The organism is Amycolatopsis speibonae (assembly GCF_042647925.1).
GTDB lineage: Bacteria > Actinomycetota > Actinomycetes > Mycobacteriales > Pseudonocardiaceae > Amycolatopsis > Amycolatopsis speibonae.
Map to the genome: position 1 here is coordinate 1 of NZ_JBHRWK010000069.1, position 15,672 is coordinate 15,672.

At 68.1% G+C, this 15,672-nt stretch carries 13 protein-coding genes; 8 read left to right on the plus strand and 5 right to left on the minus strand.

What is annotated here, in order from left to right; translation table 11 throughout:
- Nucleotides 1–217: 217 nt before the first annotated feature.
- The 4 genes from ACFOSH_RS34440 to ACFOSH_RS34455 all read left to right on the plus strand — a co-directional run bounded on the left by ACFOSH_RS34440 (nt 218) and on the right by ACFOSH_RS34455 (nt 7,535).
- Nucleotides 218–1,105 carry a universal stress protein gene (locus tag ACFOSH_RS34440; protein ID WP_378244187.1) on the plus strand — a complete coding sequence of 296 codons (888 nt, stop codon included), beginning with the start codon at nt 218–220 and terminating at the stop codon, nt 1,103–1,105.
- A gap of 80 nt (nt 1,106–1,185) precedes the next feature.
- A complete protein-coding gene (locus ACFOSH_RS34445; protein WP_378244189.1) occupies nt 1,186–1,866 on the plus strand; it encodes a response regulator in 681 nt (226 codons plus the stop codon).
- 32 nt (nt 1,867–1,898) lie between these two features.
- A complete protein-coding gene (locus tag ACFOSH_RS34450) occupies nt 1,899–2,978 on the plus strand; it encodes a PAS domain-containing sensor histidine kinase (protein WP_378244191.1) in 1,080 nt (359 codons plus the stop codon).
- 48 nt (nt 2,979–3,026) lie between these two features.
- Complete coding sequence (locus tag ACFOSH_RS34455; RefSeq protein WP_378244193.1) at nt 3,027–7,535, plus strand: HAMP domain-containing protein; 4,509 nt, start codon at nt 3,027–3,029, stop codon at nt 7,533–7,535.
- 8 nt (nt 7,536–7,543) lie between these two features.
- On the opposite strand, the gene ACFOSH_RS34460 is transcribed toward ACFOSH_RS34455, so the two are convergent.
- Together ACFOSH_RS34460 and ACFOSH_RS34465 are read right to left on the minus strand one after the other, a co-directional pair.
- Nucleotides 7,544–7,948, minus strand: coding sequence for a response regulator (locus ACFOSH_RS34460; RefSeq protein ID WP_378244195.1), 405 nt, complete (start codon nt 7,946–7,948; stop codon nt 7,544–7,546).
- Between the two features lie 24 nt (nt 7,949–7,972).
- Nucleotides 7,973–8,278 (minus strand): ANTAR domain-containing protein, encoded by a 306-nt coding sequence (locus ACFOSH_RS34465; protein WP_378244197.1) that lies wholly within the window; start codon nt 8,276–8,278, stop codon nt 7,973–7,975.
- Nucleotides 8,279–8,467: 189 nt separating this feature from the next.
- Here ACFOSH_RS34465 and ACFOSH_RS34470 point away from each other — a divergent pair, with 189 nt between their 5' ends.
- A complete protein-coding gene (locus ACFOSH_RS34470) occupies nt 8,468–9,100 on the plus strand; it encodes a response regulator (protein WP_378244199.1) in 633 nt (210 codons plus the stop codon).
- A 13-nt stretch (nt 9,101–9,113) separates the two neighbouring features.
- Here ACFOSH_RS34470 and ACFOSH_RS34475 read toward each other — a convergent pair whose 3' ends face one another.
- Complete coding sequence (locus tag ACFOSH_RS34475) at nt 9,114–10,106, minus strand: Acg family FMN-binding oxidoreductase (RefSeq protein WP_378244201.1); 993 nt, start codon at nt 10,104–10,106, stop codon at nt 9,114–9,116.
- A gap of 131 nt (nt 10,107–10,237) precedes the next feature.
- Here ACFOSH_RS34475 and ACFOSH_RS34480 point away from each other — a divergent pair, with 131 nt between their 5' ends.
- Nucleotides 10,238–11,980 carry a GAF domain-containing sensor histidine kinase gene (locus ACFOSH_RS34480; RefSeq protein WP_378244203.1) on the plus strand — a complete coding sequence of 581 codons (1,743 nt, stop codon included), beginning with the start codon at nt 10,238–10,240 and terminating at the stop codon, nt 11,978–11,980.
- 6 nt (nt 11,981–11,986) lie between these two features.
- Here ACFOSH_RS34480 and ACFOSH_RS34485 read toward each other — a convergent pair whose 3' ends face one another.
- Nucleotides 11,987–12,283 carry a dsRBD fold-containing protein gene (locus ACFOSH_RS34485; RefSeq protein WP_378244205.1) on the minus strand — a complete coding sequence of 99 codons (297 nt, stop codon included), beginning with the start codon at nt 12,281–12,283 and terminating at the stop codon, nt 11,987–11,989.
- Between the two features lie 153 nt (nt 12,284–12,436).
- Here ACFOSH_RS34485 and ACFOSH_RS34490 point away from each other — a divergent pair, with 153 nt between their 5' ends.
- Together ACFOSH_RS34490 and ACFOSH_RS34495 are read left to right on the plus strand one after the other, a co-directional pair.
- The gene (locus ACFOSH_RS34490; RefSeq protein ID WP_378244207.1) at nt 12,437–13,393 is read left to right on the plus strand and encodes an Acg family FMN-binding oxidoreductase; all 957 of its coding nucleotides are present in this window, start codon (nt 12,437–12,439) and stop codon (nt 13,391–13,393) included.
- Nucleotides 13,394–13,470: 77 nt separating this feature from the next.
- Nucleotides 13,471–14,430: a DUF6528 family protein gene (locus tag ACFOSH_RS34495; protein WP_378244209.1), complete on the plus strand. Its 960-nt coding sequence runs from the start codon at nt 13,471–13,473 to the stop codon at nt 14,428–14,430.
- A 182-nt stretch (nt 14,431–14,612) separates the two neighbouring features.
- On the opposite strand, the gene ACFOSH_RS34500 is transcribed toward ACFOSH_RS34495, so the two are convergent.
- The gene (locus tag ACFOSH_RS34500) at nt 14,613–15,602 is read right to left on the minus strand and encodes an alpha/beta fold hydrolase (protein WP_378244211.1); all 990 of its coding nucleotides are present in this window, start codon (nt 15,600–15,602) and stop codon (nt 14,613–14,615) included.
- Nucleotides 15,603–15,672: the final 70 nt, after the last annotated feature.

A 15,672-nucleotide genomic window follows, 5' to 3' on the forward strand; every position in this document is an offset into this window, starting at 1 on the left:
ATGTCCGCAGGCATCTGGCACAACTGGCAAACCGGCGTGACCAGCAAACGCTCACTCATCGCCTACGACCACTAACACCAACTTCACGGAATCAATCATCTAGGTCGCCGGACGGGTACGACGGGTAACGGGTCGGCGTCGAAACGACAGGCCCTGCCGCGCATGGTGGGATAATGTCCGCCGGCATCCCCGTCTCCCGTTCCGGGAAAAGGACTTCATGCCCTGTGCGGGCGCCGCGTCGGAGAGCAGGCTGTCGGCGGACGTCCGCCGGTTCCGGCGGCGGGACGGGAGGCCGGTGATGACCGGGATCCAGCGGCGCGCCGCCGTGGTCGTCGGCGTGGACGCCTCGCAATCGTCGCGGGCGGCGGTGCGCTGGGCCGCGGGGGAGGCGGCGAGACGGGACAGCGCGCTGAAGCTCCTCCACATCGACGGCCGCCGCTGGGAAAGCGGCGCGGCGCAGACCAATCTCGCCGCCGCGAGTGTCGTGAGAGAAGCCGAACCGGCGGTGCCCACCGAGCACGAGGTGAAACTCGGCGGGATCGCCGACGAACTGATCGCGGCGTCGAAGTCGGCTTCGCTGCTGGTGCTGGGGACACACGGGTTCGGCGCACTTCGCGGAGCACCGATCGGCGCGATCGCCACGGAGGTGGCCGGGTACGCGAAGTGCCCGGTGGTCGTGGTCCGCGGTCTGACCGCTCCCCGCCGGGGCGAAGTGGTCGTCGGAGTCGATGCCTCCAGCGACAGCGAACGCGCCCTGGCCTTCGCACTCGACAGTGCTTCCGCGCGGAACAGCGCACTCGTCGTCGTCCACGCCTGGCATGACAGCGTCCTCGAAGCGGGTGCCGAACTGGCGAGTGTCGAGGCGGCGGAGAAACGCGTGCTGGAGGACAGGGTGGCGGCCTGGCGCGAAAAGTATCCCGGCGTCCTCCTCCGGCTCGCGGTCGTCCGCGACCGCACCGCGGCCAGGGCCCTCATCCGAGTGGTCCCGCACGCGGGGCTGATCGTGATCGGATCATCCGGCGGTGGGCTCGGGAGCACGGCACAGGGGTTGCTGAGTCGCGCACGGTGCCCGGTCGCCCTGATCGGTGAAGCCGCACGCGGGTGAATGCGGCCGCGGGGAGGAGTGAATTCCGGGAACCTGCCCGACAATGGTCCCGGCGAGACCACGATCGACGGAGAAAGTGCATGTCGAACCCGACCCCCCCGCGGCCCGTGCCCCCGGCGGCGGCCCCGATCCGAGTGCTGCTCGTCGAAGACCACAAGATGGTCGCCGAGGCGCTCGGCGCGGCGTTCGAGGAATTCCCGGAGATCGACCTGGTGGCGTCGGTGGAGTCCCTCGCGCACGGGATGATCGCGGCGGGGGCGCATCTGCCCGACATCGTCCTGCTCGACCGGCGGCTACCGGATGGCGACGGGATCGAGGCGATCGCCGGGTTCCAGGCGATTTCGCCGTCGAGCAGGGTGCTCGTGCTGACCGGCGACGCGAACAGTGCCATCGCCGCCAGGATCCTCGAGGTCGGCGGAGCCGGGCTGCTGCTGAAATCGGGTCTCCTCGACGAGTTGATCACGGCGATCCGGACCGTCGCGGCCGGCGACGTGGTCATCGACCCGGAACTGCTCAGCGGCGCACTGGCCATGCTGGCCAGGACCGCGGGCCGGCTCGGGCCGGTCCTGACCCTGCGGGAGCGGCAGGTTCTCGGGCTGATCGCCGACGGCGCGGGAACCGACAGGATCGCTGAAGAGCTGCGGCTCGCGCGGAACACCGTGCGGAATCACGTGCAGCGGATCCTGGTGAAGACCGGCACCCATTCGAAGCTCGAGGCCGTGGCGCACGCGCGCAAGAACGGCCTCCTCGAACGGCCGTAGCGGTGAGACGTACCCGAGTGCCAAGCTGCACTATGGCCATGCTGCCATCGGAACAAGCTCCCGATCGTCGCAGCGCTGTGCTCTTCGAGCTGTTCGTGCACAGTGTCGTCGACTACGCCATTTACATGCTGGACGTCAACGGCAGGGTCATCAGCTGGAACCCCGGGGCGGAACGGATCAAAGGATATTCCGAAGCGGAGATCCTCGGCCGCCATTTCTCTGTTTTCTACACCGAGAACGACATCGCCGAAGGAAAACCCGCCGAGGAACTGCTGGTGGCCGCGGAAGTGGGGAGCCACGAGGACGAGGGCTGGCGGCTTCGCCGCGGTGGTGAGCGGTTCTGGGCCAACACCGTGATCACCGCTTTGCGGGACGGGCAGGGCAGTCTCGTCGGTTTCGGCAAGGTCACCCGTGACCTCACCGAACGCCGGAGGACACAGGAGGAAACGACCGGGCGGCGGCTGGCGTTCACCCATTTCGTCCGGGCACAGGAAACCGAACGTCGCCGTATCGCGTGGGATGTTCACGATGATTCCATCCAGTCGATGATCGCGGTGAGCATGCGGCTGCAGATGCTCGCCACGCAACGACAGGATTCCGCGTTGATGCAACTGGACGACGCGATTCAAGGGGCGATCCGGCGACTGCGGATCCTGGTCGCCCGATTACGCCCGCCCGCGCTGAACGAAGACGACCTGGTCGCCTCCGTCCGTGACTATCTCGCCGATGTCGTCGACGGCTGGGGACTGGACTACACGCTGCGGCACGACTTCACCGCCAAACCGCAGTCCGACATAGTCGTCACCGCCTTCCGGATCCTGCAGGAAGCGCTGGTGAACGTGCGGAAGCACGCGAACGCCACCACCGTGGTGGTCTCCCTGACTGGGCAGGACGGAGGTCTGCTGGCGAAGGTCGCCGACAACGGCGACGGGATGAAGACCGGTGGCGAGAGCTCGCACCAGGCGTTGTCGGGCGAGCACATCGGAATGGCATCGATGCGTGAGCGGGCGGAAGCGGCGCAAGGCTGGTTCCGGATCTCCAGCAGGCCGGGCGAAGGTACTTCGGTCGCCTTCTGGATTCCGCTGGGCCCTCCCGGGCTCGCGCGGAGATGACGGTAGCCCCCTGGACCTGTGGGGAGCCAGAAAGAAGGAGGCATCTCGATGCCGGAACCGGTTGCCAAACGTGGATCCCGAGACACGATGCGAGTGGGTGTCGCGCTCAACGACGAAGGCCTGCAGCGACTTCTGGAGGGGTTGAAAGCGGTTCGCGACGGCGATTTCAGCACGCGGCTGCCCCAGGAGGACGACGTCCTGATGGACGAGATGTCGGTTGTCTTCAACGGGATGGTCGACCAACTGGCGCTGTTCACCTCCGAGGTCACCCGGGTCGCGCGCGAAGTGGGGACCGAAGGCAAACTCGGCGGTCAGGCGGCGGTGCCCTCGGTTTCGGGGACCTGGAAGGACCTCACCGATTCGGTGAACGCGATGGCGGGCAACCTCACCGGGCAGGTTCGCGACATCGCCGAGGTCGCGACCGCGGTGGCGAAAGGTGATCTGTCGCAGAAGATCACCGTCGACGTCAAAGGCGAGATGCTGGAGTTGAAGAACACGATCAACACGATGGTGGATCAGCTCTCCTCGTTCGCGGACGAGGTGACCCGGGTGGCGCGCGAGGTGGGCAGCGAAGGACGACTCGGCGGCCAGGCGGAAGTGCCCGGCGTGGCGGGGACCTGGCGGGATCTGACGACGTCGGTGAACTTCATGGCGGGCAACCTGACCGACCAGGTCCGCTCGATCGCTGAGGTCACCACGGCGGTGGCGAAGGGCGACCTGTCGCAGAAGATCACGGTGGACGCGCGGGGCGAGATCCTGGAGCTGAAGAACACGATCAACACGATGGTGGATCAGTTGTCCTCGTTCGCCGATGAGGTGACCCGGGTCGCGCGGGAGGTCGGGACCGAGGGCGCACTCGGCGGGCAGGCCCAGGTCCCGGGCGTGGCGGGGACCTGGCGGGATCTGACGACGTCGGTGAACTTCATGGCAGGCAACCTCACCGCGCAGGTCCGCTCGATCGCCCAGGTGGCCACGGCGGTGGCGAAGGGCGACCTGTCACAGAAGATCCGCGTGGACGCGCGGGGCGAGATCCTGGAGCTGAAGAACACGATCAACACGATGGTGGATCAGCTGTCCTCGTTCGCCGATGAGGTGACCCGGGTCGCGCGCGAGGTCGGGACCGAGGGGCGGTTGGGTGGTCAGGCGGATGTGAAGGGTGTGTCGGGGACCTGGAAGGGCCTGACCGAGTCCGTGAACGTCATGGCGGACAACCTGACCGACCAGGTCCGCTCGATCGCTGAGGTCACCACGGCGGTGGCGAAGGGCGACCTGTCGCAGAAGATCCGCGTGGACGCGCGGGGCGAGATCCTGGAGCTGAAGGACACGATCAACACGATGGTCGGCCAGTTGTCCTCGTTCGCCGATGAGGTGACCCGGGTCGCGCGCGAGGTCGGGACCGAGGGGCGGTTGGGTGGTCAGGCGGATGTGAAGGGTGTGTCGGGGACCTGGAAGGGCCTGACCGAGTCCGTGAACGTCATGGCGGACAACCTGACCGACCAGGTCCGCTCGATCGCCCAGGTCGCCACCGCGGTCGCACGCGGGGACCTTTCCCAGAAGATCACCGTCGAGGCCAAAGGCGAGGTCGCCGCGCTCGCGCAGACGATCAACACGATGGTCGACACGCTGTCGGCGTTCGCGGACGAGGTCACTCGGGTGGCGCGTGAGGTCGGCACCGAGGGCATCCTCGGCGGGCAGTCCAGGGTGCCGAACGTCGCCGGCACTTGGAAGGACCTCACCGACAACGTCAACTCGATGGCGAACAACCTCACCGGCCAGGTCCGTAACATCGCCCAGGTGACAACCGCGGTCGCGCAGGGCGATCTTTCCCGCAAGATCGACGTCGACGCACGAGGCGAGATCCTGGAGCTCAAGACCACCATCAACACGATGGTCGACCAGCTTTCCGCGTTCGCCGCCGAGGTCACGCGAGTCGCGCGTGAGGTCGGCAGCGAGGGACGGCTGGGCGGCCAGGCGGAGGTCGGCGGCGTTTCGGGTACCTGGAAGCGGCTCACGGAGAACGTCAACGAGCTGGCAGGGAACCTGACCCGTCAGGTCAGGGCGATCGCCGAGGTCACCAGCGCGGTGGCCACCGGCGACCTCACCCGGTCGATCTCCGTCGAGGCACAGGGCGAGGTCGCGGAGCTGAAGGACAACATCAACGCGATGGTCCAGTCGCTGCGCGAGACGACCCGGGCGAACGAAGAGCAGGACTGGCTCAACACCAACCTGGCGCGGATTTCGGGACTGATGCAGGGCCATCGGGACCTGCGGGTGGTGGCCACGCTCATCCTGAACGAGCTGACCCCGCTGGTCGGTGCCCAGCACGGGACATTGTTCCTCACCGAGTCCGGCGAGGACGGCACCCGGCTGCGGCTGATCACCAGCTATGGGCACAGCGAGGACCCGGGTGCGCCCTTGGGTTTCGCGATGGGGCAGTCGCTGATCGGGCAGGCCGCGCAGACCAAGAAACCGATCGTGGTCGACCGGACGCCGCCGGACTTCGTGAAGATCTCGTCGAGTCTCGGTTCCTCCCCGCCGGTCACCTTGATCGTGCTGCCGATCGTTTTCGAGGACCAGGTGCTCGGCGTCATCGAACTGGCGTCGTTCGGCGAATTCACCGCCGTCGGCAAGGATTTCCTCGAACAGCTGATGGAGACCATCGGGGTCAACGTCAACACGATCATCGCCAACGCGCGGACCGACTCCCTGCTGGAGGAGTCCCAACGGCTGGCCGCGGAACTGCAGGCACGCTCTGAAGAGCTCCAAGCGCAGCAGGCGAAGCTCCAGGTGTCCAACGCGGAACTGGAGGAGAAGGCCGAACTGCTCGCGCGGCAAAACCGCGACATCGAGGTGAAGAACTTCGAAATCGAGCAGGCCCGGCAGGAGATCGAGGAACGGGCGCAGCAGCTCGCGCTGGCGTCGAAGTACAAGTCCGAGTTCCTGGCCAACATGTCGCACGAGCTCCGCACCCCGTTGACCAGCCTGCTGATCCTAGCCGGCGTCCTGTCGCAGAACTCGACCCAGAACCTGACCCCCAAACAGGTCGAGTTCGCCAAGGTGATCCAGTCCGCTGGCACCGACCTGCTGCAGCTGATCAACGACATCCTCGACCTGTCGAAGGTCGAGGCGGGCAAGATGGACATCCACCACGAGCCGTTCCCCTTACGGCAGCTGCTCGACTACGTCGGCACGACGTTCCGCCCGCTGACGGCGGAGAGGGGGCTCGACTTCCAGGTCACCGTGGAACCCAATGTGCCGGAGCTGCTGTTCACCGACGAGCAGCGATTGCGGCAGGTATTGCGGAACCTGCTGTCGAACGCGGTCAAGTTCACCGAAGACGGCAGCGTCGAACTGCGGGTGAAACTGGTCGACACCATCGTTTCCCCGTTCGCCGCGGGCCACGAGTCCTTGGTCGCCTTCAGCGTGATCGACACCGGGATCGGAATCGCCGAAGAGAACCTCGAGTCGATCTTCGGCGCCTTCCAACAGGCCGACGGCACCACCAGCCGGAAGTACGGCGGCACCGGACTCGGCCTGTCGATCAGCCGCGAGGTCGCCTACCTGCTCGGCGGTGAGATCCGGGCGGACAGCGTGCTGGGGACCGGCAGCACGTTCACCCTCTACCTGCCGGTGGCCAGGTTCACCGCATCCGTGGGCGTTGACGATTCCACTGTCGACAACGGTGTCGGGGAACGGCGGGTCCTGGTGGTGGAGAGCGAGCAGAACAGCCTGCTGACCCTGCTCGCGCGCGGTGTCGCGGCCGACGTCGCGGACAGTCACGGCTCGGTCCAGGTGCGGGCGGTGGCCAATCCGGCTGAGGCGTTCGAGGAGCTGAAACGTGACAGCTACCGCTGCGTCGTGCTCGACACCAGCATCCCCGGAACGAGCGCGTTGACGTTCCTCAAACGGCTCACCGAAGGGGCGCATCCCGTCGAGGTCCCGGTGCTGGCTTACGCGACCCGCAAGCTCAGTGCCGCGCAGGACCGGTTGCTGCACGGGCACGCGAGGGTGCATCCCGTCGAACTGCTGCCGTCGCTGGACATGCTGCGGGAACGCATCATGCTGCACATTTCCGCCAGTGAACTCGAAGGCATCCTGCCGCTGATGCACCAACCCGAGGGGACTCCGGCGACCCCCGATGAGACAGCCGAGGTCGTCGATCCGCCGACCGGGCCGCCACGTCTGCAGGGGCGCAAGGTGCTGCTCGTCGATGACGACGCCCGCAACGTTTTCGCCATCTCGGGGATGCTCGAACTGCACGGACTGTCGGTGGTGCACGCACCCAACGGCCGGAAAGGCATCGAGGAACTGCTGGCCGACGAGGGCATCGACCTGATCCTGATGGACGTGATGATGCCGGAGATGGACGGCCACGCGACGACTGCGGCGATCCGCGAGATGCCGAGGTTCGCCGGTCTGCCGATCATCACGGTGACCGCGAAGGCCATGGAAGGGGACCGCGAGAAGAGTCTCGCCGCCGGCGCGAGCGACTACGTCACCAAACCCGTGAACGCGGAGGAACTGCTGGCTTGTATGGAACGGTGGCTCCCGGACTGACGTCCGGGCTACTCGGTCCCGTTGGCGCTGCTCGGGCGGAGGCGGCGGATGGCCGCGACGATCTCGGTGTTGGGGCTGCCCTTCACGAGGTACTCGGTGACGCCGACGGAGGCCATTTGGGCGATGGACCGGGTGTCGCTGTGCGCCGAGAACGCCACCAGCCGGGTACGAGGCGCTCGTCGCCGGATCTCGCTCGCCATCCACGCGCCGCCACCGCCGGGGATCCGGACGTCCAGGACGGCGACCTCCGGGGACAGCAGTTCCGCGAGTGCGACCGCTTCACCCGCGTTCATGGCCACGGCGACCACTTCGATGTCCGGCTCGTTCTCCAGGAGGGCGCGCAAAGCATCGCCGATGACGGGGTTGTCGTCCGCGACGAGCACCCGAAGTCTGAACGGCGACCTTCGCTTCATAGCCCGCTCCGAGTAGGGCGTCACTCAACAGGAGATTCGTCGCTCGCCTTCGCTTGGCTGCTCGACGAGGGTCCTGGCCACATCGTGGATCTTCATGTTGTTGTTGCGGCAGAACGAACGCAGCAGTTCGAACGCGGCGCCGATGTCGATTTGGTAACGCTCGGCGAGGATTCCTTTGGCCTGCTCGATGGGCAGCCTGTGATCCAGCGCGTACTGGAGCTGCTCGGAGCGCGTCCGGTAGAAGCGGACGCGGTTGCGCATGGCCACGAGCTCGTCGGCCGAGTCGGGAGAGCCGGACGAAGCGGCCGGCGAAAGCGTGGTCTCGGACATGACGCGATCGTCGCAGCGGTGGAACTGCTCCGGGAAGAACAGAACGTCCTGACTCGAATGATGCAAATGAACCTGGTCCGGATGGCGGTAGCCACTCGAACGGGTGCCGAACAGGGCCCTTTGGCCTGTCGCAGTGACCTGTCGTGCACCGTACGCTCTCATCCGAGGAGGGAAACCGTGGAGGTCGGAATGCTCCGGGTGTTTCTGGTGGACGACCACGAGGTGGTCCGTCGAGGGGTCGCGGACATGATCGAGGAGGACGCAGGTCTGTGCGTGGTCGGCCAGGCCGCTACCTTTTCCCAGGCGATGGCGAGGATCCCTGCGTTGCGGCCGGATGTCGCGGTGCTCGACGTCCGGCTGCCTGACGGCAACGGCGTCGAACTCGCGCGGGAACTGCGCTCCAAGATCCCCGAACTGAAATGCCTGATGCTCACCTCCTACACCGACGAGCAGGCGATGCTGGACGCGATCATGGCGGGCGCGAGCGGCTACGTCATCAAGGACATCCGGGGGATGGACCTGGTGGCCGCGGTCAAGGAGGTCGGCCTCGGCCGGTCCCTGCTGGACGCGCGGGCCGCAGCCACGCTGATGGCGAAGTTCCGCGACGACGCCGCCAAAAAAGGCCCGCTGGCCGGGCTTTCCGAGCAGGAGCGCACGCTGCTGGAACTGATCGGCGAGGGGCTGACCAACCGGCAGATCGCCGAGCGGATGTTCCTCGCCGAGAAGACCGTCAAGAACTACGTGTCCCGGCTGCTGACGAAACTCGGGATGCAGCGGCGTACCCAGGCGGCCGTGCTGGCCACGGAGCTACGACAGCAGTGACGGATCCCCGCGCTCAGGCGGAAACGAGCGTGTCGAGCAGGACGTCGTCCAGCGGGCGCCGAGGGGTCCACGGCAGCGGGAGGCCATAGCCGACGCGCAGCAGCACTTGCGGCCACACCCCGCAGCCGAGAAGGCGCCTGAGTTCGGCGCGGGCCGTGCGGACCATGAGCGGCGGTGAGATGTACGACGCGTCGAGGCCCGCGCTCGTCGCGGTGAGCAGCACCCGTTGCAGCGCTTGTCCCGCCTGCAGCCGGTCGAGCCGTTCGTCGGTCAGCGACCCGATCACCACCACCAGCGGATCCGGCCGGGTGCCGGCGCCCCCGGCGCCGAATTCGTCGGCGCCGAATTCGTCCAGGAGCCAGCTTTCGTCGGCAGGGGAGCCCTCGGTCGCGTAGGTCGGCACCCCGTCGCGAGTGCCCGCGCCCAAACCGCTCCAACGGCCGAGTTCGGCGACGAAATCGGGATCTGCGAGCTGGACCCGGCGGGCCCGGGCGGTGAGATCACGCAGGGCACGGCACTGTTCGGCGTCGAGACTGGGCATCCACGCGTGTTCGAGTTCGGTGGCGTGGCGGAGTGTGGCGAGTGTGGAGCGAGGAACGGCGCTGGGCAGGAACGGGCGCCGGTTGGTCCGGCGGCGGGTGATCGCGCGGGCGAGCCGGGAGACCTTCGGGTCGGGCGTGCGTTCGGCGAGCGGGCGGACGACGGCCAGCAGATCTGGATCGGCGCGGCTCGGCATGAGGGTCGTCGCCGGGTGGAAGCCCAGTGCGTGAATCGCCGTCCGGAGAGTGAAAAGGGCTGCGCCGCACGAGAGGACGAGTTCACGTCCGTCCGGATCCGTGACCGGGAGGATACGGCGCGGATCGGCGTGGAGTTCGATCCCGGTGCCGGCGCACCGGAAAAGCCAAGGTTGGGTGTTGTGCGTCGACGGGGCCAGTGTGGCCGACCGGAGCACGGAATTCACCTGTTCGGAGTTCAAACGCCCGACCCTGGTGACTTGTATGGTCATGGTTCCCCCCGCCGCCGCGCCACGGGCAATACGATTGTCTCGGTGAGACGGTCCCCGCCCGCGGTGCGGGGCCGAAAGAGGAGAAAGTCACCACGGCCGGGAGTCGTCCCGATCTTCGGAGGCGCAGCAGGATGTCAGCTCATGGCCGGCTGGGCGGAAGCGACGACCGGGTCACCGGCGCGCTTTCCCAGCTGAGGGTTCGTGAGGTGCTGCGGGACCTCCAGGACCGCATCGAACGGCTCATCGGCACCCGCGACAAGATGGACGGCCTGCTCGAAGCGATGCTCGCCGTCGCGTCGGGGCTGGAACTGGACGCGACGCTGCGCCGGATCGTGCAGGCGGCGATCGACCTCGGCGAAGCCACTTACGGCGCCCTCGGGGTGATCGCGGACGACGGTTCGCTCGCCGAGTTCGTCTATCTCGGGATCGACGGCGAGACGAAACAGCAGATCGGGCATCTCCCGAAAGGCCACGGACTGTTGGGTTTCGTCATCGACGAGGCGAAACCGGTGCGGCTGGCCGACATCTCGCGGCATCCCTCGTCGGTCGGGTTCCCACCGTGCCATCCGCCGATGCGGTCCTTCCTCGGCGTACCGGTCCGGGTGCGCGACGAGGTGTTCGGGAATCTCTATCTGACCGAGAAACGCGGGGAGGGTTTCACCGACGACGACGAGGTGGTCGTCCAGGCCCTCGCCGCCGCGGCCGGGATCGCGATCGAGAACGCCCACCTCTACGAGCAGACGCGGATCCGCCAGCAGTGGCAGGCCGCCACCAGCGAGGTGACCACGGAACTGCTGGGCGGCACCGATCCCGTCGAAGCGCTCAACCTGATCGCCAGCCGGGCATTGGAACTGACCGGCTCCGACCTCACTTTGCTGGCCCTGCCCGGTTCCGGACGGCTCGACGTCAGCCCGGACGGCGAGGAGGAAGCCGACGAACTCACCATCGCCGTCTGTGCGGGCGCGCGGGCCTTGGAGCTGACCGGGGTGCGGATCAGCGTCGCCGCCTCGTTGCCTGGAGCCGTCTACCGCGACCGGACCCCGCGCAGCGTGCCGGACCTGGTACTCGGCGCCGAAGGGGAGTTCGTCTTCGGGCCGACGCTCGTGGTGCCGCTCCGGGCGCGGGAACGCACGTCCGGGGTGCTGATGGCGGTGCGGAATCCGGGCGCGGTCCCGTTCGAACTCCCCCAGCTGCCGGTGGTGGCCTCGTTCGCCGACCAGGCGGCGCTCGCGCTGCAGCTGGCCGCGCAGCAACGCACGGCGAGGGAACTCGACGTGCTCGCCGATCGGGACCGGATCGCCAGGGATCTGCACGACCACGTGATCCAGCGGCTGTTCGCGGTCGGCCTCGCCATGCAGAGCACGCACCGCCGGGCGCGTTCACCGGAACTGCAGCGGCGGATCGGCTACAGCATCGACCAGATGCACGAGATCGTGCACGAGATCCGCACGGCGATCTTCGATCTCCACGGCGGTGAGGCCGGTCAGCAAGGGGTCCGGCTGCGGCATCGTCTCTACGACTCGATCACCGAACTCGCCGACGAGACCGCGATCCATCCGACGGTCAGCCTGTCCGGCCCGTTGGACTCGGTCCCGTTCCTGTTCGCCGAACACGCCGAGGCGGTGGTGCGGGAGACGGTCGGCAACGTTGTCCGCCACGCGAGGGCCAGCGGGGTTTCGGTGAGCGTCGTCGTGAAGGACGACGTCCTGCGGATCGTGGTCACCGACGACGGTGTCGGCATCGTCGTCGAGCCCGGCGCCGCCGGCGGGTTGCGGAACCTGCGTGATCGCGCGGAAAAGGCGGGTGGGACGTTCCGGGTGGAGACTCGGAAAGGGGGTGGCACCAGGGTCGAGTGGGCCGCCCCCTTGCGCTGATCGCGGTCAGTTCGCCGACTGCCCGGCGAGTACTCCGTCGACCTCGATCGAGCGGGCGACGTCGGAGGCGACGGTCTCCAGTAGTTCCGCGGTGAGGTCCGAAAGCGCCCGTGTCACCGCGAGATAGGAACCGATCTGGGAGTTCGAACTCTCTCTCAGCCCGGCTTCGGCCAGTCCGACTCCGACGAACTCACCGCCGTCCTCCAAGCGGAGCAACGCCTCCGCGCGCACTCGGTACTGTTCGTGCCGCAGGGAAACATCAATAGTCCATTTGTCCGTCATCGTCGGCTCCGTTCCGGTCATCGAGACTCCCATCGCGGCCGGTCGCGGCACAGAGTCCTAAGTCCTCGCTCCCGGGATCGGGGGCGAAAGTCCCCGGAATTCGTGACCGGCGGCCGCTGCGGTCGCCGGATACCCCGGTCGAAGGTGGATCAACCCCTTCCCCCGGAGCCCACGATGAAGATCCCGTTGCCGAACCATGTCGACCAGGCGGTGGCGGCCGCCGTCCGCGCGCCGTCCCCGCTCAACACCCAGCCGTGGCGATTCGTCGTGGACCGGAACCGGATCGAGGTGTGGCTCGACCGCGCGAGGGTGCTCCGGATCGCCGACCCGGACGCCCGCGAGGCGCGGCTTTCGTGCGGCGCGGCGATCTTCAATCTGATCGTCTCCCTGCGCTCCAACGGGAAGACGCTCTCGCTCCGGGCACTGCCGGTGCCGGGCGAGCCGGACCTGCTGGCCGAACTCGTGATCGGCGGCGACCGGTTCTCCTCACCCGAGGAGCGGAAGCTGGCCGAAGTCGTCTTCCGCCGTCACACGAACCGCCGTCCGTTCCTGGACCGGCCGGTACCCGCGTGGGCGCGGACGACGTTGCGGGCGTCCGCGCTGGTGGAAGGCGGCCTGCTGGAACTGTTCGGCCGCGGCGACCGGGCGAACGCGGTCGCGCGGGTGCTGCACCGGGCCGAAGCCGCGCAGGCACGCAACGGCGCGTTCCAGGCGGAGATCGCGCTGTGGACCCGGCGGGTGGCCAACGCCCCGGACGGTGTCCCGGCACCGGGCAAACCGCCGTCACCACATGGTATCCCCGCGCAGGAGTCCTTCTTCGCAGCCGAACCCGAAGGCGGTGAGCCCGTCCTCGGCGCTGTCCTGACCGCGGACGCCGGGCCCGCCGCGGACCTGCGGGCGGGAATGGTGCTGCAACGGGTACTGCTGACCGCGACGGCGGCAGGCCTCGCGACGTCGTTCGTCGGCAGGCCGTTCGAAACCCCGGAGACGCGGACCGCGATGGGGCGGATTTTCGCCGACCTCGGCCGCCCGCACGCGGTGCTGCGTCTCGGGTACGGCCGCCCGGTGCCGATGACGGCCCGCCGTCAGGTCGACGAGGTGCTGCTCCGGCGGTCCGGGGCGGCCCTCTGATCCCGGGTCATCTCCTCGACACCCACGTTTCCGATCATCGCCACGCGCCCGTCATCCGGGACGGATTCAGTCTCCGTATGAAGATCATAGGGAATTCCTTGGTGGCGCTGGCCGTCGTGGGCCTTTCGGTCGCGGCGTCCGCGCCGGCGGTGGCGGACGCGGGCGCGCGCGATCGCGGTTCGATCGTCATCACCGAGCAGGCGTCCAAACGGATCCTGGTCCTGCCCGCCGACCGGGCCTTCTGGCAGAACCGGAAGGTGAGCTGGACGTGGGCGCCGAACGCCGCCAACGGGCTGGCGGACCTGGCGGGATCGTGGAGCAACCCGAGCGACGCGAAGCTCGCCGAACGAGCCGGCGAAAAGTACCTGCTCACGTCGGCGTCGGGCGGTTTCGCGGCCGTCGTGCCGTATCCGGCGGGGGACCGGGCGTACTGGGCTGCCAACGTGGGCGGGCCCGCCAACCCGCACAGCATCGAACTGCTGCCGGACGGCAACGTCGCGGTGGCGGCCAGCACCGGTGGCTGGGTGCGGGTCTACACCGCTTCGCAGGGGCAGCGCTCGACGACCTACGCCGAGTTTCCACTGGTGGGGGCACACGGCGTGGAGTGGGACGCGGGCCGGAACGTGCTGTGGGCGTTGGGCACCGACGCGCTCGTCGCGGTGAGCGTCGGTGGGACACCTGCCGCGCCGGTGCTCACCGAGCAGCGGTCGGTTCCGGTGCCGAGCAAGGGCGGGCACGACCTTCAGCCGGTCCCGCACCGGCCGGACCTGCTGTGGGTGACCACGGAAGCGGGTGTCTACCAGTTCTCGAAGACAAGTGGCGGCTTCACCCAGCGGTACGCGGGCGCGCGGGAGATCGACCAGCCGCACGTGAAGAGTGTGTCGACGAACCCGCGGACCGGGCAGATCCTGACGGCTTCGATCCAGGACGGGCACCTGTGCACCTGGTGCACGGATTCCGTCCGGCTGGCCTTTCCACGCGCCGAGCTGGCGCTGCACGGCGCGTGGATCTACAAGGCCCGCTGGTGGATCGGTTGAGCGGTACTTCTCGATCTGTACTTCCATGTCGGTACCGGCCGTTCGGGGGGCTGCCCGGCCGGTACCGACACACCAGAGAAGAGGGGCCTCCGTCGCGAGAATGACGCCTGGCCGCGTCTTTCACCTGACCGAGTGAATCGGACGATTCGGAGGGCGTTGTTGACCCATTCGGGGTATACGCCTCATCCGAGGAAGGCCTGCAGCTCGTCGATGACCGTGCGCGGCTGCTCTTCGGCGACGAAGTGCCCGGAGCCGGAGACCTTCCGCACCCGGACGTCGGTGGCCTTGGACGGCAGGACCGCGGCGAGGTAGTCGTAGTTGTACTCAGAGCCCAGCCCCAGCATCGGCGCGGTGATCTTCCCGTAGGCCTTCTGATCCTCGATGTCCTGGCCGAACGCCTGGTACCAGGCGTTCCCGGCGCGGATCGCGTCCGGACGGTCGTACGCGGCGGCGTAGACCGCGCGGTCCCGGCCGCCGATCGAGGCCGGATCGGCCAGCAGATGGTCGAACATCCAGTCGACGAGAAAGCGCGAGCGGCCGGCCAGCAGCTGTTCGGGCAGCGTCGCGACCTGGTTGAAAGCGAACCACCAGACGTTCACCGGCTGTCCGGGCGGGGCCAGCATCGGGATCTGGTACAGGCTTTCGTCGGGGTGCGAGACGTCCATGAGCGTGACGGTCTTCGTCGCTTCGGGGTGGTTGGCGGCGAAGCTGAACGCGACCATGGCGCCGATGTCGTGTCCGGCGATGTGCGCCTGCCGGTAGCCCAGCGCGCGGACGAGCTCGAAGATGTCGCGGGCCATCGTCTTCTTGTCGTAGCCGCCCTGCGGCTTGCCCGAGCCGCCCATGCCGCGCAGGTCGACAGCGATCACGCGGTACCGCTTCGCCAGCGTCGGCATGATCCTGCGGTACTGCCACCACGTCTCCGGCCAGCCCGGCAGCAGGATCAGCGGCTCGCCCCGGCCGCCGGCGACGTAGTGCAGCCGGACACCGTTGACCTGGGCGTACTCACTGCGGAAACCGCCGGGCAGGGACCTGGCGAGTTCCGCGTCGCCGGGAGCGCCGGGCTGGCCCGCCTCGGCGATGCCACCCGAGGCCACCAGCGCGGCCGCGGCACCCGCGCCGAGGGTGAGCATGGACCGGCGGTTGAGGAAGGAACGGCTGTCTTCGGTCATGCCACGATCGTGGCCTGGCGCGGTGCCCGACCGTGAGCGGTGTTTTCGCCAACCGGGGTCGGTTTTGAGA